Annotated in this window: 16 protein-coding genes; 5 read left to right on the plus strand and 11 right to left on the minus strand. The window is 54.5% G+C overall.

Going from position 1 to position 19,949, the window contains the following annotated elements; all coding sequences use genetic code 11:
- Positions 1-584 precede the first annotated feature (584 nt).
- The 5 genes from J122_RS09625 to J122_RS09645 all read right to left on the minus strand — a co-directional run bounded on the left by J122_RS09625 (position 585) and on the right by J122_RS09645 (position 7,100).
- Positions 585-1,547, minus strand: coding sequence for a hypothetical protein (locus J122_RS09625; protein WP_061332090.1), 963 nt, complete (start codon positions 1,545-1,547; stop codon positions 585-587).
- 219 nt (positions 1,548-1,766) lie between these two features.
- The gene (locus tag J122_RS09630; RefSeq protein ID WP_197463834.1) at positions 1,767-2,765 is read right to left on the minus strand and encodes a hypothetical protein; all 999 of its coding nucleotides are present in this window, start codon (positions 2,763-2,765) and stop codon (positions 1,767-1,769) included.
- A 3-nt stretch (positions 2,766-2,768) separates the two neighbouring features.
- Positions 2,769-3,938, minus strand: coding sequence for a hypothetical protein (locus tag J122_RS09635; RefSeq protein WP_061332093.1), 1,170 nt, complete (start codon positions 3,936-3,938; stop codon positions 2,769-2,771).
- A gap of 294 nt (positions 3,939-4,232) precedes the next feature.
- Complete coding sequence (locus J122_RS09640) at positions 4,233-4,931, minus strand: NrdJb (RefSeq protein ID WP_061332095.1); 699 nt, start codon at positions 4,929-4,931, stop codon at positions 4,233-4,235.
- Positions 4,932-4,961: 30 nt separating this feature from the next.
- On the minus strand, positions 4,962-7,100 hold the full coding sequence (locus J122_RS09645; protein WP_061332097.1) for an adenosylcobalamin-dependent ribonucleoside-diphosphate reductase: 2,139 nt from the start codon (positions 7,098-7,100) through the stop codon (positions 4,962-4,964).
- 574 nt (positions 7,101-7,674) lie between these two features.
- On the opposite strand from J122_RS09645, the gene J122_RS09650 reads away from it, so the two are divergent.
- Positions 7,675-8,484, plus strand: coding sequence for a DUF6160 family protein (locus J122_RS09650; RefSeq protein WP_061332099.1), 810 nt, complete (start codon positions 7,675-7,677; stop codon positions 8,482-8,484).
- 70 nt (positions 8,485-8,554) lie between these two features.
- Here J122_RS09650 and J122_RS09655 read toward each other — a convergent pair whose 3' ends face one another.
- From J122_RS09655 to J122_RS09665, 3 genes are all read right to left on the minus strand, one after another.
- Positions 8,555-9,349 carry an ABC transporter ATP-binding protein gene (locus tag J122_RS09655; protein ID WP_061332101.1) on the minus strand — a complete coding sequence of 265 codons (795 nt, stop codon included), beginning with the start codon at positions 9,347-9,349 and terminating at the stop codon, positions 8,555-8,557.
- 9 nt (positions 9,350-9,358) lie between these two features.
- Complete coding sequence (locus J122_RS09660) at positions 9,359-10,261, minus strand: ABC transporter permease (protein WP_061332103.1); 903 nt, start codon at positions 10,259-10,261, stop codon at positions 9,359-9,361.
- A 66-nt stretch (positions 10,262-10,327) separates the two neighbouring features.
- On the minus strand, positions 10,328-11,302 hold the full coding sequence (locus J122_RS09665) for an ABC transporter substrate-binding protein (RefSeq protein WP_061332105.1): 975 nt from the start codon (positions 11,300-11,302) through the stop codon (positions 10,328-10,330).
- 252 nt (positions 11,303-11,554) lie between these two features.
- Here J122_RS09665 and J122_RS09670 point away from each other — a divergent pair, with 252 nt between their 5' ends.
- Positions 11,555-13,222: an AMP-binding protein gene (locus J122_RS09670; protein ID WP_061332107.1), complete on the plus strand. Its 1,668-nt coding sequence runs from the start codon at positions 11,555-11,557 to the stop codon at positions 13,220-13,222.
- 87 nt (positions 13,223-13,309) lie between these two features.
- Here J122_RS09670 and J122_RS09675 read toward each other — a convergent pair whose 3' ends face one another.
- A complete protein-coding gene (locus J122_RS09675) occupies positions 13,310-14,998 on the minus strand; it encodes an ABC transporter permease (protein ID WP_061332109.1) in 1,689 nt (562 codons plus the stop codon).
- Positions 14,999-15,178: 180 nt separating this feature from the next.
- Complete coding sequence (locus J122_RS09680; protein WP_061332111.1) at positions 15,179-16,192, minus strand: Fe(3+) ABC transporter substrate-binding protein; 1,014 nt, start codon at positions 16,190-16,192, stop codon at positions 15,179-15,181.
- Positions 16,193-16,372: 180 nt separating this feature from the next.
- On the opposite strand from J122_RS09680, the gene J122_RS09685 reads away from it, so the two are divergent.
- The 3 genes from J122_RS09685 (at position 16,373) to J122_RS09695 (ending at position 18,806) form a co-directional block, all read left to right on the plus strand.
- A complete protein-coding gene (locus tag J122_RS09685) occupies positions 16,373-16,651 on the plus strand; it encodes a PilZ domain-containing protein (RefSeq protein ID WP_061332113.1) in 279 nt (92 codons plus the stop codon).
- 73 nt (positions 16,652-16,724) lie between these two features.
- Positions 16,725-17,321 (plus strand): hypothetical protein, encoded by a 597-nt coding sequence (locus J122_RS09690; RefSeq protein ID WP_061332115.1) that lies wholly within the window; start codon positions 16,725-16,727, stop codon positions 17,319-17,321.
- Between the two features lie 177 nt (positions 17,322-17,498).
- Positions 17,499-18,806 (plus strand): HD-GYP domain-containing protein, encoded by a 1,308-nt coding sequence (locus J122_RS09695; RefSeq protein ID WP_061332117.1) that lies wholly within the window; start codon positions 17,499-17,501, stop codon positions 18,804-18,806.
- On the opposite strand, the gene J122_RS09700 is transcribed toward J122_RS09695, so the two are convergent.
- On the minus strand, positions 18,796-19,914 hold the full coding sequence (locus J122_RS09700) for a hypothetical protein (RefSeq protein ID WP_061332119.1): 1,119 nt from the start codon (positions 19,912-19,914) through the stop codon (positions 18,796-18,798). The genes J122_RS09695 and J122_RS09700 overlap by 11 nt on opposite strands.
- Positions 19,915-19,949 lie beyond the last annotated feature (35 nt).

Consider the following 19,949-nt stretch of genomic DNA (forward strand, 5'->3'; position numbering starts at 1 on the left):
TCTGCTGGGGTGGCAGCTTTGCCGTGGAATTAGTGGCAGCTTTCGCGTGGAATGGGTGGCAGACTTCGTCTGGAATCAGTGGCAACCTTGGTCTGGAATACGCAGGTTCAGCCAGTATGGTGGTCTGCGCCGATGATTGGGAATTAGAGGGGCGTTCAGCTGGACAACTACACTGACACATAGGGTCGCCATCGGCTACCAACGCTACTGTGATCTCGATCACTGGATTCGCCGTTGCGTCCGGATGGCCTACTGGCCGATAGTGGTGCAAGCCGAGAACCAAAGTCATGAGCCTGATGAAGCGCGGCGTTCATGTGCAATCGGCCGTAACGTGTGGCATAACCTGCAAAGGATCCTGGCGCAGTTCGAGGAAACCGGGGGTATTCAACAGGCGCTATCTAATGACTACCTGAAAGCCGAGGGATTAGTATCACTACGCGATGGATGCAAGCTTCACCATTCCCGGTGAAATGCCCTGTGCGGAGCCGCATGTAGGGTGTTGTGGGGGCTGGGGGCAGGTCACCCCCGGCTACCCGATTATATTTATAAAGAAAGTCCTATGTGTCCGAGAAAAAATGACTCCTTTAAGATTCGAGGGCTTTTCCTCGCGAGACGCTTGATTCCAAGAATCGATCAGCGATTTCAGCGATATCGGGGTATTTCTTCCTCGAATGATGAATTGCCGACTTGGTCGGGATAACTGACTTTACAAGAGGGTCGTAGTCTTCAAAAAACTCTTCGTATCCACTAAGTAAGCTTTGGGCGTTATTTGCAGCTCCCCGAACAACCCAGAAATCAAGCTCTTGGTAATGATAGAAACGTTCTATAAAGGACTTACCTGAATCCCACCCCCAGGCTTTCAAACTAATGGGGCCAAATTTATTCTGGCTTTTGGTCAGGCAGTCTTCTGCTAAGTGATTAAGTAAAACTGCAATCGAATAAGCAGTTTGACCACTGCTCCTCGAAACTTCTAAAAGCTGTTCTTCAACTGCTGCTGCGACCAAAATATAAGCAGCAACATATTCGTTTACTTCAAGTGGGAATTGTAGCGCTTTGGGCGGGGATTCCTCGGATGCCTTCGCATCGTCTATTACGCGTCTTAACCATTTCTCATCTTCTGCAATTTCACTATTCGAAAACTCAGGCTCAACATGGCTTAGAGCTTCTTCAACCTGCCAAGGTCTTGATAAGCGCCCCGTGTAAACCCAATGACGTAACTGACCGGCAGAAAACGCCTTTGTAGAGGTTGCAATCACGCCCAGAAGTGAGCTGTACTGCTCTTTTAAACGTGCATGGAGAGCAGCGCCAGTGGCATCAGCAGTATGACGCTTGTCTTTTTCCAGTGTATCTATTTGTTCACCCAAAGAACGGAGTTGCTGCCAACGTTGACGGGCAAGGTGATCTTCAAGGTTTGCAGCCCTTTCTTTTTCAGCATTCGCTCTAAACTTCGCCTTAATTGCTGCGTTTCGCTGATAAAAAGCAACCGCAATTGCCACGAGCAAACCAAGTATACTTGCGACGCTTCCCATTGATGCCATATCAAACATGCAATACTCCACCTAGTACGATCGCGATATATTACCGAATATCCAGATTATTTTCTTTGAAAACATGACCGTGAATCGCGAATCCCCAGGACCAGTTCGCTTGGAACGCAGAGACTGGACTATTAAATGTCGTGCCCTACCACAATCACATGAATATAACACTAACAAAAGAAGACAATTTGTAGCGCCAGCGGAAAATTGTTCCGCTGATTTCGATTGCTAAGTATCCCTCTTCAGGTGCAGGACCTCACCAAGAAAAAGGTACGTGTTTAGAAACAGAGCTCGTGCTTCTTCGACTGGGACTTCCTTGTGAACACCAGTGCATACTCGGTCGAAGAGGTTCGAGAGATTTTGTCTTAGCCTCTGTCGTCGAGATTTGCTTTCGCAGTTTTCATACACGTAAGCGTTGATCCGATTCTGGTGTTTAGAAGCGTCGAGCTTCACCTGATTGCCGCCCATATCTATGACCTCATCTGTCGGCGGATATACAGAGTCAGCAAACGATTCTATGATCCTTCGGCATGTAGTTAACGCATGGCTAATGGATTCTGTGCTTCCAATGCTTAACCGTTCCATAGCAGACGGAATCTGCTCGATAACATCCGCACAACTACTTGATATTAATCTGTCAACATCCCTTTGGTAACGCTCGAATATAGTTTCCGCAAGATTATCGAAAACCTTCTCGTAGTAAACGTCTGTCACGAATCGATGTAACAACGCCATCACTTTGCTTCGTATGCCACTAAACTTAGAAATATTGGATGACGCATCGTTCATTGCTCGAATGGCAGCAGATGCAGCATAGTTGTGATCCCCCGCCGAATCGGGTATCCGCATAACTTTAAGTTTCGATTTCTCAGCTTCAACTAGAGCCTCTAGTTGTGCGAGGGGAACCCAGTAGCCTTTATTATCGGGCTTTTTGATCCAGCGACCGGTAAGCCCCATGTACTTCAAAGCGGTCTCATTGTTACTGCGAAAGCCGCCAAGTTCGAACTTTAACCACTCTGATATTTCACTGGCGCCAACTATTCTAGCCAAGCGAGATGCCTTGAGTATAAGGCTCTCTCCGCTAGATCGGCCGAGTTCAAGATCGTCCAATAAATCTTGGACTAGCTCTAACGTATGTTCATTCTTGTTTAATGGCACAACGGTTCCTGTTTTTATGCTTAACGCCAGCGGCAGGGGCGTGACGTAAGGAGCATCCCTTGACCACATTGGTTAGCTTGCATCATTGAGTAGATAACCCCAGATATGCCCCTCGAAAAGACTCTCACTATCTTGTGGTGTGAGGTGTACATATAAATACCTCTCTGTCGGGTCGAATCCCGATACAATCTTTTCTACCGAATAATAAAAATTTTCCTCAACATGGCCCAAAACCTCGGAATCACGTGAGGGCATTTTATATATTGGATTTCCTATGTAAATTGGTGGAGGAGAAATGCTCAATTCTCTTTTTGGCCACTTTCTGTTCGACTCAATCTCTTGCTTTTTAATAAGAAAGCTCAACAATACGTCCAAGCAATAGCTAAAGTTTTCTTGATTTAGTTCGTTAGCAGCGAAATGAGGTTCATATTCCACGTGCCAGCTGTCTTTTTCGGTTTCGACTACAGTAGGCGTAAGCCTTCGAAAATTCTCTACATCAACTGTGTTTAATCCCCATTCGATACAGTCAGTCTTCAGTTGTTCATGATTTACTTGAAGATAGTTCGATGGGGATTTAACGTTTTCAGATATCCATTCACTATTCTTTTTCCAATAATGTGCTTTTACGCCTGTTAAGTCGAGGCCCAGCAGACCCAAAAAACCTTTCTGACCTGAGCCTATATTGCGAAATTGATAAATACAATACTCAAATTCATACTCTGAATAAAATGCCTTCCGAAGGTTAACAAGAGCATCCAGATATTTTTTTGATTCTGCACAACTTATCGACTCTCTGATTAAGTCTTTCGCCTTTCCATCTTTCAACATGTCAGTTAGGAAGATTTCCTGAAGGCCACAACCAACCACGTGCGAGAGCAATTCGTCAACAAATCTGCGTGCAACGTTAAAGTAATTGATAACGGACGTTGGTTCTGTCAACTGTCCATAATGTTTAGCAATCACTCTCTGCTTATTCAATGCTTTTATAGTTCCTGACTTCACTATCGGAACTTTGAACTTTTTAAGTTCACCTAAGAGTTCGTCGAAGGATTTAGACTCTAAGTTTCGCGTCTCATCGACGTCCAGTTCGTCCAACGCTGCTAGTACTACCAACTCAATGAAATCCTGGAGCAAAATTATACCAGCAGTCGAAGCATGCTTGTTCCCAACATTCACTAACGACTTGGTTTCACCATATATGGCTTTAGCAACCATTAAGGTGTTCAAAGTCGAGTGCTTCATCCGTTTCCCCTCTGAAAGCTAACAGCGTACTAGGTAGCTGTCTCCATAAACGGCCTTTTGTAACTGAGTCGTTATTTCACATCAATAGTACAAACCCACTAACCACCGACACTCTAAAACCCCAAAAAAAACATGTAACTACAAGCCCCGAAAAGAAGCAAGCCAGATCCCGCTAAGTAATATCAATGCAGTCACATTCTCACCAATAACGAAGCGCTACAAATATAGCCCCCCAACAAAAAGGCCCGGCAGCTTCCGCAACCAGGCCTTTTCATCACTCAGCGGTCAATCACCTCAACCACACTTGCTGTCGCCGCAAGACAGGCAGGTGGCGCACCCGTCCATCACGATCACCGCCTTGGTGTTGCACTTGCCGCACATGGTGGCGTTGGCGGGGTAGTCGCTGCCACTGTCGTCGTTGGTGGCTTTGTTCTGGCTGGCTTCGAACTCGGCGCGTTTCTCGGCGAGGATGCGCTTGGTGGTTTCACTCAGCTCGTCGCTTTCCAGCAGGCCGATGGCCTTCAGGTGCTTCTCGATCACGGCGCCGATTTCGGCAACCAGTGAGGGCATGAACACGCCGCCTTTCTTGAAGTAGCCGCCGTTGGGGTCGTACACGCTGCGCAGCTCTTCCACCAGGAAGGTTACATCGCCACCTTTGCGGAATACCGCAGAGATTACGCGGGTGAGGGCGATAACCCACTGGAAGTGTTCCATGGATTTGGAGTTGATGAACACTTCATACGGCTGCCGGCTTTCGTGGTCGGTGTCTTCGTTCAGCAGGATGTCATTGATGGTAATGTACATCGCGTGCTCAGCCACCGGCGGTTTGATCTTGTAGGTGGTGCCCAGCAAGAAATCCGGCCGTTCGATGTTTTCGTTCATCTCCACCGGCTTGGTTTCAGCCATTACCGGTGCCTGGTGCTCGTTAGGGGTTTCCGTGTCGGCTTTCTTGACTCGGTAGCCGACAATCTTGTTGCTGATTTTCACTGTCATGTTCGTTGTCCTGTCTGTCGGTTCCCGGGATCAATATTTACCGTAAGTGCCTTCTTTAAGCGCATCAAACAGGTTGGCGGCGGTGTGGGTTTCGCCGTCGTACTCTACCTGCTCGTTGCCCTTGAGGGTCACTTTGCTGCCATCATCCAGGGTGAACTCGTACAGCGTGTTTTCGAGGTCTTTCTCTTTAACCAGTACGCCCTGGAAGGCTTCCGGGTTGAAGCGGAAGGTGGTGCACCCTTTCAGGCCCTTGTCGTAGGCGTACAGGTAAATGCCTTTGAAGTCCTGGTACGCGAAGTCTGTGGGCACGTTGGCGGTTTTGGAAATGGAGGAATCTACCCATTTCTGTGCCGCTGCCTGAATGTCTACGTGCTGCGTGGGGGTTACATCATCGGAAGTGGTGAAGTAACTGGGCAGCTTTTTGTCTTCGTCTTCGGAGAAGGGCATAGCGCCGGGATTGACCAGATGGCGGTAGGCCAGCAGCTCGAAGCTGAATACGTCCACTTTCTCTTTGGTTTTACGGCCTTCACGGATGATGTTCCGGGCGTAATGGTGCGAGAAGCTTGGCTCAATGCCGTTACTGGCGTTGTTGGCCAGCGACAGGCTGATGGTGCCGGTGGGCGCGATGGACGTGTGGTGGGTAAAGCGGCCACCTTTCTCTGCCAGCTTTTTCACCAGTTCCGGCTCAACGTGGCCAATCTGCTGCATGTAGCGGCTGTACTTGGCGTGCAGCAGCTTACCCTTGAGGATGTCGCCCACTTTGTAGCCGTCTTTGGCCAGGTCCGGGCATTTGTTCATCATCTTGGGGGTGATTTCAAACTCGTCTTCCATGATGGGCGCCGGGCCTTTCTCTTCAGCCAGGGCCAGGGACTGGCGCCAGCCTTCCACGGCCATTTCCCGAACCACGTCTTCGGTGAACTGCACGGATTCGTCAGAGCCGTAGGGCATGCGCAGCATCGCGAGGGTGGAACCCAGGCCCAGGATGCCCATACCGTGGCGGCGCTTGTAGGTGATTTCGTGGCGCTGCTCGGCCAGCGGCAGGCCGTTGATTTCCACTACGTTGTCCAGCATGCGGGTGAAGATGCCCACTACCTTGCGGTACTTCTCGTAGTTGAAGCTGGCTTTGTCGGTGAACGGGTAGTCCACAAACTTGGTCAGGTTCACAGAGCCCAGCAGGCAGCTGCCGTATGGGGGCAGGGGCTGTTCACCACAGGGGTTGGTGGCGCGGATGTCTTCGCAGAACCAGTTGTTGTTCATCTGGTTGACTTTGTCGATCAGGATGAAGCCTGGCTCGGCGTAGTCGTAGGTGCTGGTCATGATGGTGTCCCAGATGAACTGGGCTTTCACCGTCTTGTAGATGCGGCAGGCAACCTTGCCTTCTTCGTTTACCACGTAGCCGTCCTGAACCGGGAAATCGCGGTACAGGAACTGCTCGGCGTTGTTCAGGTCCAGGCCTTCGTCTTCCACTTCCTTCTTGGTGACGGGGAAGGAGAGGTGCCAGTCGTCGCCGTTGCGTACGGCTTCGATGAAGTCTTCGGTGATCAGCAGAGACAGGTTGAACTGGCGCAGGCGGCCGTCTTCACGCTTGGCCTGGATGAATTCGATGACGTCGGGGTGGTGTACATCGAAGGTGGCCATCTGGGCACCGCGGCGGCCACCGGCAGAAGACACGGTGAAGCACATGCGGTCGAAGATATCCATGAACGACAGCGGGCCGGAAGTGGTGGCGCCGGCGCCGGCGACGTAGGCGCCGCGGGGGCGCAGGGTTGAGAACTCATAACCGATACCACAACCGGCCTTGAGGGTAAGGCCCGCTTCGTGGTTTTTCTCCAGGATGTCGTTCATCGAATCCTGGATACTGCCGGAAACCGTGCAGTTGATGGTGGAGGTGGCAGGCTTGTGAGCTTCCGCACCGGCGTTGGAGGTGATCCGGCCAGCCGGAATGGCACCGTTCTGCAGGGCCCAGAGAAACTCCTTCATGTACTTGTTGCGTACATTCTTGTTCTCCACTTCCGACAAGGCCTTGGCAACGCGCTCGTAAGTTGCGTTGATGTCTTTGTCGACCGCTTCGCCTGTCTTGGTCTTCAGCTGGTACTTGCTGTGCCAGATATCAAGCGACGCTTCCTGCATGGGAATCGTTGTGATCACTGCCTGTGCCTTAGCGTTCATTGCCACCCTCGGTTTCCAGTATGTCTCGTTTTGATGGTGCCGTCGCCGGCGCCATGCCCCTTTTTTAATGGTGTTGCGTTCTTACTGCCGGCCTGTTTTTGGGTAAAAAACACTACATGTGGTATTTGCCTGGCGGAAGGTGCCGCCTGTTCAGAGCCGGTGGATTGCCGTTATCTTGCTGTCGGAGTTGCTTTTGCCGGCTTTCCCGGCGCCCGCGTGGCGGGCTGTGTGGTTGTTATTTGCCCTATATATGGGCTTCTTGTTCGTGAAGTATAACAGGATATAGTGGTCTGTGAATAAGAGAGCAACTATTGAATGAGCTGTGAGTGCAAAGAAAATCAATGGAAGAATACTTGCAACGCGCAAAATGCCTGTTGTGTGGGCGTTCAGCCCGGTTTCGAGGGAATCACTAGATGTTGTGGTTAAAAAGCGTTCAGTCGAAATTGTTGTGATGTGCAAGTTTTTGTGATGTCTGCACGTATCGAGATGCGACGTGTCGGTAGAGTATCAGGGTGGCGTCGTAACAACGCAGTGGCCCACAGGAAGTGATAACTACTATAAAAGGAAAAGAACAATGAAAGGCCTGAAACCTACCATGCTTGCGCTGTGTGTTGCGGGGGCAGCCCCTGCCGCCATGGCGTTCCAGCCGTTGGATGAAGTCTCGATGGGTAACATCACCGGTCAGGCGGGTGTCACTATTGAGCTGGAAACACGGCTGAATATTGATCGGTTTATCTACACGGATGAGGGATCGTTGGTGATTAACGATATCTCTGTGGGTGGTACCAACCGTATTGACCTGTTCCCGGAACTGGGCTTTAACCTGACCGGAGCCGCGCCCAGCGACAAGCTGGACAACGTAAGGATCAATATCGACATTGCCAATGACGGCGATGCCATTATCAACATTCTCCCGATGACCTTCGGGGCTGTGGATATGCGCATCACCACCGGAGCCTGGGACCTGACCGGCACCGATAGCAGCACCACCATTATGGATAACTTCCAGATGGACATGCTGATTGGCTCTGGCACCATCCGGGTGGATACCGCCACGGATACTCTGAGGCTGTTAACGGATTTCGCCATTGATGACATGGACTTCGATATTCCGTTCCTGGCCATGGGCATCCGGGATCTCCGGCTCACCGGAGCGGATTATGATCTGCAGGCGCCCCAGCCCTTGCGGCTGTTCGCCACGGTGGATCTGGATATCTTCAAGGGCGCCAATGCCGCTGGCACGGAGGTTCTGGCCATTGAGATGGACAGCTTCCGGGCCGACCTGAGCATTGGTGGTGTGTTGATTGGTGGCACGTCGATTGGGTCGGTTATGCTGGACGACCTGGCGATTACCAATACCTCAATGCGCATCTACGGCCATTGATGGCTTGAGCGTTGCCTGAAAACCAAAACGGGGCCTTCGTGGCCCCGTTTTGTTTTTAGTGGAAATGAACTTAGCCCAGCAACAGGCTGTCGTCGTCCACTTCCAGCCCGCGCTGTTTCTCGAACAGACCGAGCAGATCTTTTACTTCCAGGCCTTCCCGGTCTTTACCGGCAATGTCGAACACCACCTGTCCCTGGTGCAGCATGACTGTGCGGCTTCCCACTTCCAGCGCTTGTTTCATGCTGTGGGTGACCATCAGGGCGGTCAGCTTCTGTTCTTCAATGATCTTTTGCGTGAGCTCCAGAACAAAGTTGGCGGTTTTCGGGTCCAGGGCGGCGGTGTGCTCGTCCAGCAACAGGATGCTGGACGGCGTAAGGCTGGCCATCAGTAGGCTGACAGCCTGGCGCTGACCACCGGAGAGCAGGCCCATCTTGTCGCCCAGGCGGTTTTCCAGGCCCAGCTTCAGGGTGGCCAGGCTGTCCCGGAATTGCGGCAGGTACTTGCCTTTTACCGCGGTGGTGAGGCCACGGCGCTGGCCGCGCTTGATGGCCAGTGCCAGGTTTTCCTCGATGGACAGGTTCTCACAGGTGCCGGCCAGGGGGTCCTGGAACACCCGCGCCACTCGCGAAGCCCGTTTATGGGTGGGCAGGCGGGTAACGTCCTGGTTGTCGACGATAATCTGGCCACTGTCCACCATCACCTCGCCCGACAGGGCGTTCAGGAAGGTGGACTTGCCGGCACCGTTACTGCCGATCACGGTCACAAACTCACCCTGGTTAACGGTCAGGCTCATGCCCCGCAGTGCCGGGTTTTCCAGTGGCGTACCCTTGCCGAAGGTAAGCCGTAGATCGGTTGCGCTGATCATAGTGCCTCCTCAGGCTTTCTTGCGGGTGAAGCGGTTGGTGAGATTGGTTCGTACACCGGGCAGCACAATTGCCAGGGTAACCAGTACCGCAGTAATCAGGTTCAGATCCTGCGCCTGCAGGCCAAGTACGTCTGCATTCAGTGCGAAGGCAATGGCCAGGCGGTAGATGATGGCGCCGATCACGCAGGCCAGCAGGGCACGCATAACGGTAGACGGAGTGAGTACCGCCTCGCCGCCAATCAGGGAAGCCAGGCCAATAACAATCACGCCGACACCCATGGTGACATCGGCGGCGCCCTGGCTCTGGGCGAACAGGGCGCCGGCCAGGCCAACCAGGCCGTTAGACAGCGCCACACCGAGAATGATCATGCCGCCCGTGGCGATGCCCTGAGCCCGCGCCATGCGGGCGTTGGAGCCGGTGGCTCGCATGGCCAGGCCAGTTTCCGATTTCATGAAGCGCCACAACAGCACCAGGGATACCGCCACGACGATCAGGAACAGAATCACCGGTACCTGGTGGAACTCCAGGCCGAGGGAATACCAGGGCGTCAGCACCGTTTCTTCTGACAACAACGCGATATTCGGCCGGCCCATGATGCGCAGGTTTACCGAGTACAGCGCAATCATGGTCAGGATTGAGGCTAGCAGGTTCAGGATGTTGAGTTTGACGTTCAGGATGGCTGTTACAGCACCTGCCGCCATGCCTGCCAGCGCGGCGAAGCCGGTGGCGATCCACGGGTTCCAGCCTTCCAGGATCAGAACGGCAGCTACGGCGGCACCCAGGGGGAAGCTGCCGTCCACTGTCAGGTCGGGGAAGTCGAGAACACGGAAAGAGAGGTAAATACCAAAGGCAACCAGGCCGTAGATCAGGCCGGTTTCAAGAGCACCGTAGAATGCAATTTCACTGAGCATGGGTAGTTAATCACCGTGAAAGAAAACGGGCGGGCCCTTTTGGGGTCCGCCCGTGTTGGTCAGGCGTTACTTGTCGCTTTTGACGACTTCTTTTGCGTCCTGGATGAGGTCTTCGGACAGGGTAATACCCATGCGCTCACCGGCGCCCGGGTTAACGTAAAGGTCCAGCTCTTCCATGGTTTCAACGGGCATGTCGGCGGTGCCGGCACCTTCCAGTATGCGCACAACCATGGCGCCGGTCTGGCGGCCGTGGTTGTAGTAGTTGAACCCAAGAGCGGCAACAGCACCACGCTCAACAGTGGCGGTGTCTGCCGCGAATACCGGGATCTTGGATCGTTCGCCAACGGAAATCACCGCCTCGGCGGCACTGATCACGGTGTTGTCGGTGGTCAGGTAGATGGCATCTACCTTGCCAACCAGTGACCGGGCCGCACCCAGTACTTCAGAGGTCTTGGTGGCAGCACCTTTAACCAGCTGCATGTCGCGGGCCGCCAGGCGCTCTTCGAGCAGATCGATCAGGGCGGCGGCATTCGCTTCACCGGGGTTGTAAACGGTGCCGATGCGCTTGGCATCCGGCATGATGCGCTGCAGCATGTCCAAATGCTTCTCAATAGGCAGCATGTCGCTTACGCCAGTGATATTGGCGCCCGGAGCCTCAAGGCTCTGGACCAGTTTGGCCGCTACCGGGTCTGTCACTGCGGAGAACACAACCGGAATGTTGCGGGCTGCGGCTGCTACAGTCTGGGCAGACGGGGTAGCGATGGCAACAATCACGTCCGGGCTTTCACCCACGAACTTGCGGGCAATCTGTGAAGCAATCGCTGAGTTGCCCTGGGCGCTTTCGTGCATCAGGCGTAGGTTTTCACCCACGCGGTAGCCGCGTTCGGTCAGTTCATCTTTGATGCCTTCATGAGCGGCATCCAGTGCCGGGTGCTCAACAATCTGCGTGATGGCAACTACACGGGTTTCGTCAGCCTGAACCAGGCTTGCTGCTGCCAGCAGCGAAGCGCCGATCAGGGTGCGCAAGGTCTTCTTGGCCATATGCCCATCTCCGAGTCAGTGACTGATGTCCCCGTTTGCCGGGGCGGAAAAATGAAAGTGCGCAAGTTTACCACAGGGATATAGGTTTCGGGGTAGGGATGGGCGATACTTTATCAGTTGCTATTGCGCATTTGTCTGAAATGCAGATATTTTGGTTTGGTCACGTTTTGACGTGCAGGGGTGTGTTGAAATAGGCTACGAAAGTCTAATAATACGATACCCCCCAACTATAAAGACAAACTAGGAAGGTCCATGGACACAACAAACAAACTTCCCCTCGATATGCTGTACCACTGGGAAGCCACGAAAGCTGATTCCCCTTACATGACTCAGCCGATTGGCAACGGCAAGGTGGTTGAATACACCTGGGGCCGGGCAATTGATGAAGCCCGCAGGATGGCGTCTTACCTGAAGTCCCTTAACCTGCCGGAAAAGAGCCGTATTGGTCTTATTTCGAAGAACTGCGCGCAATGGATCATGACCGACTGGGCAATCTGGTTGGCTGGCCATATATCCGTACCCCTGTACCCGACCCTGAATGCGGATACCGTCAACTACATCCTGAACCACGCCGAATGCGAGGTTCTGTTTGTGGGTAAGCTGGACGACTGGGACAGCATGAAGCCGGGCGTTCCGGATTCCGTGCGTTGCATTTCCTATCCCCTGAGCCCCCCCAACGATTTCGAGACCTGGGACGACATCGTGGCCAAGTACCCGCCGCTGGAAGGTCAGGTGCACCGTGAGCCGGAAGAGCTGGCAACCATTGTGTACACCTCTGGCAGTACTGGTCGGCCCAAGGGTGTAATGCTCAGCTTTGAAAACATGGCGTTTGCCGCTGCTGGTGGCATTGAGACTCTGGGTGTGGGCCCCGAAGAGCGCATGCTGTCTTATCTGCCGCTGGCCCACGTGTTCGAACGTACCTTTGTAGAGTTGGGCTCTCTGTATGCCGGCTTCCATCTGTACTTTGCTGAGTCCCTGGATACCTTTGTCCAGGATCTGCAGCGGGCGCAGCCCACGCTGTTCCTGTCTGTGCCGCGCCTGTGGGTGAAGTTCCAGCACGGTGTGCTGCAGAAGGTGCCCAAGCAGAAGCTCGAGCGGTTGCTGAAGATTCCGCTGGTCAACAAGCTGATCAAGAAGAAAGTCCTCAAAGGCCTTGGCCTGGACAAGGTCAAGCTGGCTGGCTCCGGCTCCGCGCCGCTGTCCAACGATGTGCTGGACTGGTACCGCAACCTGGGCCTGGAGCTGCTGGAAGGCTACGGCATGTCTGAGAACTTTGCCTATTCGCACATGAACAAGCCGGGCCGAACCCGTACCGGTTACGTGGGCGAGGCGCTGCCGGGTGTTGAGGTGAAAATCAGCGAGCAGGGCGAAGTGTTGGTGAAGAGCCCGGCCACCATGATGGGTTACTACAAGGACGAGGAGAAAACCAAGGAAACCTTTACCGAGGATGGCTTCCTGAAGACCGGCGACAAGGGCGAGATCGATGAGATGGGCCGCCTGAAGCTGACGGGCCGCATCAAGGAGATCTTCAAGACCAGCAAGGGCAAGTACATTGCCCCTGCGCCGATTGAGAATCGTCTGATGTCCCATGACGCCATCGAGATGGTGTGTGTGTCTGGTGCCAACCAGACCCAGCCCCATGCCCTGGTGCTGCTGGGTGAGGAAATCCGGCCCAAGATGGCTGACGAGAGTTTCCGTAAGGAGATTGAGGAAAGCTTCACTCAGCTGATCAAAGACGTGAACAAAACCGTTGATCCCCACGAGCAACTGGCGTTCATTACTGTGGTTAGCGATGAGTGGTCCATCGAGAACAGCTTCCTGACCCCGACGCTGAAGCTCAAGCGTAACGTGGTTGAAGACGCTTACCAGGAGAAAGTGGATAGCTGGTACGCGAAGAAGCAGCCGGTTATCTGGCAGTAATGGCAGAACGCTCTACGCGGTAAACAAGAAGGCCCGGCAAATTGCCGGGCCTTCTTGTTTCTGAATCCGCAACTGGGCCCGCCGAAATCAGGTCATGGTCCTGGAATTGGAGATGGACCGGCTCATCAGAATGATCGGAATGATGCCCGCCAGCACGATGATCAGGGAGGGCAGTGCGCTGTGGTACAACTGCTCATCGGAAGCAAACTGGTACACGTAGGTGGCCAGGGTTTCGTAGTTGAATGGACGCAGTATCAGGGTGGCGGGCAGTTCCTTCATGCAGTCTACAAACACCACCAGGGCCGCTGTCACCAGGGTGCCCCTGAGCATGGGCAGGTGCACCTTCACCAAGGTTTTACCGGGTGTGTGGCCCAGTGAGCGCGAGGCCATGTCCATGCTGGGCGTGATTTTTTGCAGGGCGCTTTCCACACTGCCAGCGGAAACCGCCAAAAAGCGAACCGTGTAGGCAAACACCAGGGCAAACGCAGTGCCGCTCAGCAGCAGGCCGGTGCTGAAGCCAAAGTAATCCCGCATCAGGCCATCGAACCAGTTGTCGAAACCGGCCAAAGGAATAATGACACCAACCGCAAGCACCGCGCCGGGCATGGCGTAACCCAGGCTGGAAAGGCGCATCAGCACCTGCATGCCGCGGGTATTGTGCAGCCGGCGGCTGTAGGCGAGGGTAACACCAATCAGCAGGGTGGTCAGCGCTGCGGTACCAGACAGGAACAGGCTGTTAAAGGTGTTGCGAATGAAATTCGGGTTCCAGCTTTCATCAAAGTATTCCCAGGCGTAGTAGCCAAGGGTGGCGCCCGGAATGATGAACCCGAATACCAGTGGGACGGCGCATACGGCCAGGCAAATCATCTGCCGCGGAAAAGACATGGTAAAGCGGTGGATGGGGTCGCGGTTATCGCGGGCGGCAAATTGTTGCTGGCGCCGGCGGGAGTAGCGTTCCAGTGTCACCAGGATCACCACGAACATAAGCATGGTGGTGGCGATCTGGGCCGCCCCGCCGAGGTTGCCCAGGTTCATCCAGGTATCGAACAGGCCCAGGGTGAGGGTTTGTACGGCAAAGAAGTCGACGGTGCCGAAGTCGTTCAGGGTTTCCATCAACACCAGTGACAAACCTACCGCGATAGCAGGGCGGGCAATGGGCAGCACTACCCGGAAAAACGTACTGATGGCTGAATGGCCAAGACTGCGGCTGACCGCAAACAGTGACGGCGATTGCTCCATGAAGGCGGCGCGGCCCAGAAGATAAACGTAAGGGTAGAGCACCAGGCCGATCATCAGGACAGCCCCTTCCAGGCTGCGAATCTCCGGGAACCAGTAGTCTGCGGCGCTTTGCCAGCCAAACCATTCCCGTAGGGCCTTCTGGACCGGCCCAGCGTAGTCGAGCAGGCTGGTATAAACGTAGGCAATCACGTAGGCCGGCACCGCAAAGGGCAGCAGCAGGGCCCACTCGAAGAATTTTCGCCCCGGGAACTCGCACATGGTGACCGCCCAGGCGGTGGAAAGCCCGATGATCAATGTGAGAATGCCCACGCCAATCATCAGTTTGATGGTGGTTGTGAGGTAGCGGGGCAGGGTGGTTTCCATCAGGTGTGGCCAGATGTTCTCATCAGGGAACAAGGCCAGGTAAAGCACAGAGAAGACCGGTAAAGCGACAATGGCCGTGGTGATCAGGGCACTGATCATCCATCGTTTTGAGGTGCGTTTGGCCAGAAGTGGTTGCGAAAGCCCCGGATTGGCACTGGAAACGACCTCGGTCATGCTTGTCCCGTTATGGAAGTGGTGATGAGAAGAATTGCAATTTTAGATACTGAGGGGACTCACTGCAATGACGGGGGTCATTTCTGTCTCTGAAATAGGCACTAAAAAGGGTACCAACGTGCTGTTGATACCCTTTCTGATAGGCGCCTGATGTCGGCGCCAGTTGGCCAGCCGTTCCGGTTAGCCGTCGTAGTCGACGCGATCAATCAGGCGAACGGCTGCGTTGCGGTTGTTGGCAATTTCCTGCAGCGACAGGTTGTCCGGGTTCATTTCGCCCCACTCAGCAACCATGCCGGTTGGCTTGACTTCCGGGTTTGCCGGGTACTCAGAGTTGGCCTCGGCGTAGATGCGCTGTGCGCTCGGTGAGGACAGGAACTCGATCAGCTTGATGGCGTTGTCCTTGTTGGGCGCGCTCTGGGTCAGGGAAATACCACTGATGTTCACGTGAGTGCCACGATCGTTAGCGTTCGGGAACACCAGGTTGACCTGCTCGGCGGTCGGGCGCTGGTTTTCGTCCATCAGCATGTTGCCGTAGTAATAGCTGTTACCCAGGGCAAGGTCGCACACGCCTTCGGCAATAGCTCTGATCTGGTCACGATCACCGCCCTGGGGCTTGCGTGCCAGGTTGTCTTTAACGCCCTGGAGCCACTCCTGAGCCTTTTCTTCGCCATGATGGGCGATCATGGAAGACACCAGCGCTACGTTGTACGGGTGCTTGCCGCTACGGGTGCAGATACGGCCTTTCCATTTTGCATCGGTCAGGTCTTCGTAGGTGCTGATCTCGCCTTCTTCAACCCGGTCTTTGGAGGTGAAGATCAGGCGGCCACGGGTGGTCAGGGCAAACCACTTGCCGTCCGGGTGACGCAGGTTTTCCGGAATGTTCTTGTTAACGGTGTCGCTGTCTACTTCCGCGACCAGGTTTTTTTCAACCAGCTCGTTGATGCGGGAGATATCGACCGTCATAACCACGTCGGCCGGGCTGTTACGACCTTCACGTTCCAGACGTTCCGCCAGACCCTGCTTGGCGAAGACAACGTTGGTCTTGATGCCGGTTTCATCGGTAAAGGCATTCAACAGCGGCTCCAGCAGATAAGCCTGGCGGTAGGAATAGATGTTTACTTCGCCATCGGCGGTGGCAGCCATCGGTGTGGCGGTCAGGGCGATGGCAACAGCGGCTGCTAGTTTTATTCGCATAGTGTTTTCCTTCCTTTTGTTTGGCTCACCTGATAGATAAACTCACAGGCAGTTAAAAACGACAACTATTCTCATTGCTATCACGGTTTGAGTCAATAACGCCGGAGGGATATTTGTGTAAAAATGGTGTTATGCTTGATAACACTATAAAAAACAGGCCAAAAACAGGGTTCCCGGGGTATGGTAGACAACGATCGCAGAGTGCACAGCCGCACCGCTTTGAGTGCGAAAGTTAAGGTGGTACACGAACAGTTTGGTGAATTCGTGTTCTCAACCCGTGATATCTCGGACGGAGGTGTATTCATCGTACTCAACGACGAGCCCTTTGCGCCGCAATTAGGTGACAAGGTAACCGTGCAGGTGCAGGGTTTACCGGTGCCGGCACCCATACTGGATATGGTGGTGGTACGGCAGACCAACGACGGTTTTGGCCTGCAGTTTGACCAGAATGATGAATAGTCCGTGGAATGTCCCCGGCCAATCCCGATAATGGAAGTCTTCGAGTCTGAGTTTTGAAAGGACGGCTTTACTGATGACTTTCGCTTTTTCAGGGCGTTCCGGGTTAGTGGCGGTGTTGTGTTCATTGCTTTTGTTGAACGGCTGCGCCAGTTACTACACACACTATGCGATGTTCCCGGCCGAGACCTCCGCCGGCGAAACCCGCCAGGTGAGGGTGTCCTGGCAAAGTGCCGAATACCCAGGCTGGTGGCTGGCCAACAACAAGGCGACGCCTATCCGGCTGGAAACCCAGTGCAGCGAAAGGGTGTGGCGTATCACTGACCAGAACCACAGTGACAGCGGCGCCTGTGGCGAGGGGATCAGAGCCTGTGGTGAGGCCGGGAAAGACCGTATCGCAGCTACTGGCCAGCCGGCTACGGGCAAGGATGTGTGTGTGGCGGTTGAGCAGGGAGCGACCCTGCAGGGTGTCGCCGATATAGGGTCGAGTTTCGGCCTGCTGGTGAGCTGCCGGCCGGAATCTGTAGTGTTTAAGCGGGGTGATGACGAGGTAAACATGGATTATCTGCGTCCGTCGCCGGTTGCTTATACCGTTCACGCCAGAAAAGTTCCCAGGGGCACGCTCAGCGCCCGCCTGCCATCGTTCAACGAAAGTGAGTGCAAAGAAGACTGACGAGTGTGGCATTCAGCCTGTGATGCCGTTCACGATGCTACATTTCGTTGCGGTTTGATAACTTGCGTTACTCATTGTTTCCTTTCTGTGGTGTTTGGATACCAAACTGTAATGGTGTCTTTTAACCAGAGTGGCAAACTGGTTGATATCCAATAGTCCAGTTTTCTGAGGTGTGCGGTGGGAGTCCAGCAGAAGAAAATCGCGGTTCATGATCTGGAGGTCGGCATGTTCGTGTCTGACCTGGATCGGCCGTGGCATCAGACCCCATTCCCCATTCAGGGCTTCTATATCCGCTCCCAGAACGACATTCGGGCCCTGGTTTCCCACTGCAAGTGGGTGATGGTCGATGTGGCTGAGAGCCGGGACTCTGTCGCCCTGAGTAAAGAGACCGGAAAATCCTTCCGTAAGGCGTCCACCAGTCGCACCAGCGGCCGGGAGGAGCTGCAGCTGGCTCCGTTGAGTATTCGTCAGCCAGTCACCTACCAGACCGCCACCACGCTCAAGAGAGAAGTAAAGGCTTCCCGCCGTTTGCTGGCGGATGCCGAGAAAGCGCTTAAGGAGACATTCGCGACAGCCCAATCTGGCCAGATGCCGGAGCTTCGGCCGGCTGCCGAGGTGGCCCGTAAAATGGTGGCAAGTGTTGCCCGCCAGCCGGATGCGTTGTTGTGGCTGAGCCGCACCCGTCAGTATGACGATTACATCTATCGCCATGCGATCAATACCGCCGTTTGGGCATTGGTCTGTGGTCGTCAGCTTGGTCTGAATGAAGGCCTGCTGAACCATCTTGGCACCGGTTGTTTGCTGTCTCAGGTGGGCAAAACCGAGCTGCCGAAAGACCTGCTGATGCGCGAGCATCAACTCGGGCCGGAGGAATACGCGGAGTATCGTAGCTACGTAACCCGGGGCGTGAAACTGCTTGAACACGCCGGCTTGTCACGTGCGGTGATGAGTGTGGTGCAGGGGCATCGGGAACGTCACAACGGTTCCGGTTTCCCGCAGGGGATCCGTGGCGACCGTATTCCGCTGCTGGCCAAGGTGGCTGGCATCGCTGAGTTTTTTGAATCGATGACGGCACCCCGTGATGATCAGCAGCCGTTGACCCCCGCTAAAGCGGTTTCCCTGCTGTACGACATGCGCAATATCGAATTCCAGGAGGACCTGGTTGAGGCCTTTATTCAGGCCATTGGTATCTACCCGACCGGTTCACTGGTGGAGCTGTCCGACGGCCAGCGGGGTGTGGTGGTTTCCCACTCGCCAGAGCGTCGTCTATGGCCCCGGGTGATGGTGATGCAAGGCCCGGATTGCCAGCCCCTGAAAACCGCCAGGATTATTGACCTGGCGAAATTCAACCAATCCCGTCCGTCCTCTGAAGCGGTGACTGTAAGGGACTGCCTGCCCCACGGAACAGAGGGATTGGACCCAGCCCTTTACGATGTTACCGGTGGCGAATTCCGGTGGTCGCTGAACAGTCTGATCAATCGATAACAACCCGCAATTGTTTGCGTACCCAGCGGTAGGTGTTGCCTGGTCTGAAGTTGATCAGCAGCTCCGATTCTCCGCCACTGGGCCCGGCCACAAAGTAGTCTACGTCTGCGTCTTGCCAGCTCCAGGAGTGGACAACGACATCCTGCTCCCGTTTGCTGATTGCCTCCAACTGAGCTAGTTCTGGCTCCCCACCGATCTTGCGGATTGCAACCGTCTTGATTTCGGTGTCGCTGGCGGCATGGTTGGCTTTATGGTCTGCCAGGTAATAGCGGCGCCTGATTTCCCGGGTGATGGCATTCAGCTCCCGGCGTAGATAGGTTCTGGCCCGTTCGTTGTCTGCATCTTCCAGGGTCCGTACGGCCTGGAGAATCCGGTTACGCAGGTTTTCCAGGTCTTCCCGGTAGTCGGTATCCGGATCAATGTCGTCGTCGTTTTCCGGCCGTGGCGGTGCGTTGTTGATGTCGTCGTCTGTGGGTGGGGCGGAGCAAAGCTCGTCGTCCTCCGGGTAGAAGCAGATCTGCGCCAGTAGTTGATTGGCGGGTGAGTCTTCTGCGGTGAACTCCGCCTGGTTGACGTTAAAATTCAGGGCGTTGGGCAGGTCCGGGTTGTCCAGGGCGGCGTTTAACTGGTCGACGACTCTTGTGCGTATATCAATGCCTGAGCCTTCAGGTACATTCTCTGTCCAGTTCAGGGCCATCAGAAACCGCGTCATGTTCAGCAGGGTGATGTTGTTGAGCTGCTGTTGTTCGCTGATGGTGTGATCCCGAAGCTCCTCGTCATTCACGCCGGGGGTGTTGAGGGCGTCCCGGGTCTCTGGCAGAAATTCGAGAAAGGTTACGTATTCCCGTGCCGGAACGTCAGAGACAATGGGCAGATTGCCAACGTTGAACGACAGGGTTTCGCCGGGATAGTAGCGGAACCGGCCCTGATCATCGGTTGTGCCGGTCTGGCTGGCGGTTTGGTAATCGAGACCACTAACCCCCAGAAATTGCACACGCCCGGTACTGGTGTCGTCTGAGCCGGAACTGCCACCGCTGTCCAGGCAACCTGCCAGAACAAACGCAGCGGAAAAAGGTAAGAGCAGGCGGGTGAGGTGAACGAATCTCATAGTGTGTCGTACAATCCCTTCGCGTTGGCCTGGCG

The sequence above is a fragment of the Marinobacter excellens LAMA 842 genome (assembly GCF_001574445.1).
Taxonomy (GTDB): Bacteria; Pseudomonadota; Gammaproteobacteria; order Pseudomonadales; family Oleiphilaceae; genus Marinobacter; species Marinobacter shengliensis.

Coding starts and splice junctions, on each gene's coding strand:
- J122_RS09635 (WP_061332093.1), bottom strand. CDS start 3,938: ATGAAGCACTCGACTTTGAACACCTTAATGGTTGCTAAAGCCATATAT.
- J122_RS09660 (WP_061332103.1), bottom strand. CDS start 10,261: ATGCTCAGTGAAATTGCATTCTACGGTGCTCTTGAAACCGGCCTGATC.
- J122_RS09700 (WP_061332119.1), bottom strand. CDS start 19,914: ATGAGATTCGTTCACCTCACCCGCCTGCTCTTACCTTTTTCCGCTGCG.
- J122_RS09625 (WP_061332090.1), bottom strand. CDS start 1,547: ATGTTTGATATGGCATCAATGGGAAGCGTCGCAAGTATACTTGGTTTG.
- J122_RS09690 (WP_061332115.1), top strand. CDS start 16,725: ATGACTTTCGCTTTTTCAGGGCGTTCCGGGTTAGTGGCGGTGTTGTGT.
- J122_RS09685 (WP_061332113.1), top strand. CDS start 16,373: ATGGTAGACAACGATCGCAGAGTGCACAGCCGCACCGCTTTGAGTGCG.
- J122_RS09665 (WP_061332105.1), bottom strand. CDS start 11,302: ATGGCCAAGAAGACCTTGCGCACCCTGATCGGCGCTTCGCTGCTGGCA.
- J122_RS09650 (WP_061332099.1), top strand. CDS start 7,675: ATGAAAGGCCTGAAACCTACCATGCTTGCGCTGTGTGTTGCGGGGGCA.
- J122_RS09640 (WP_061332095.1), bottom strand. CDS start 4,931: ATGACAGTGAAAATCAGCAACAAGATTGTCGGCTACCGAGTCAAGAAA.
- J122_RS09675 (WP_061332109.1), bottom strand. CDS start 14,998: ATGACCGAGGTCGTTTCCAGTGCCAATCCGGGGCTTTCGCAACCACTT.
- J122_RS09670 (WP_061332107.1), top strand. CDS start 11,555: ATGGACACAACAAACAAACTTCCCCTCGATATGCTGTACCACTGGGAA.
- J122_RS09680 (WP_061332111.1), bottom strand. CDS start 16,192: ATGCGAATAAAACTAGCAGCCGCTGTTGCCATCGCCCTGACCGCCACA.
- J122_RS09655 (WP_061332101.1), bottom strand. CDS start 9,349: ATGATCAGCGCAACCGATCTACGGCTTACCTTCGGCAAGGGTACGCCA.
- J122_RS09645 (WP_061332097.1), bottom strand. CDS start 7,100: ATGAACGCTAAGGCACAGGCAGTGATCACAACGATTCCCATGCAGGAA.
- J122_RS09630 (WP_197463834.1), bottom strand. CDS start 2,765: ATGTGGTCAAGGGATGCTCCTTACGTCACGCCCCTGCCGCTGGCGTTA.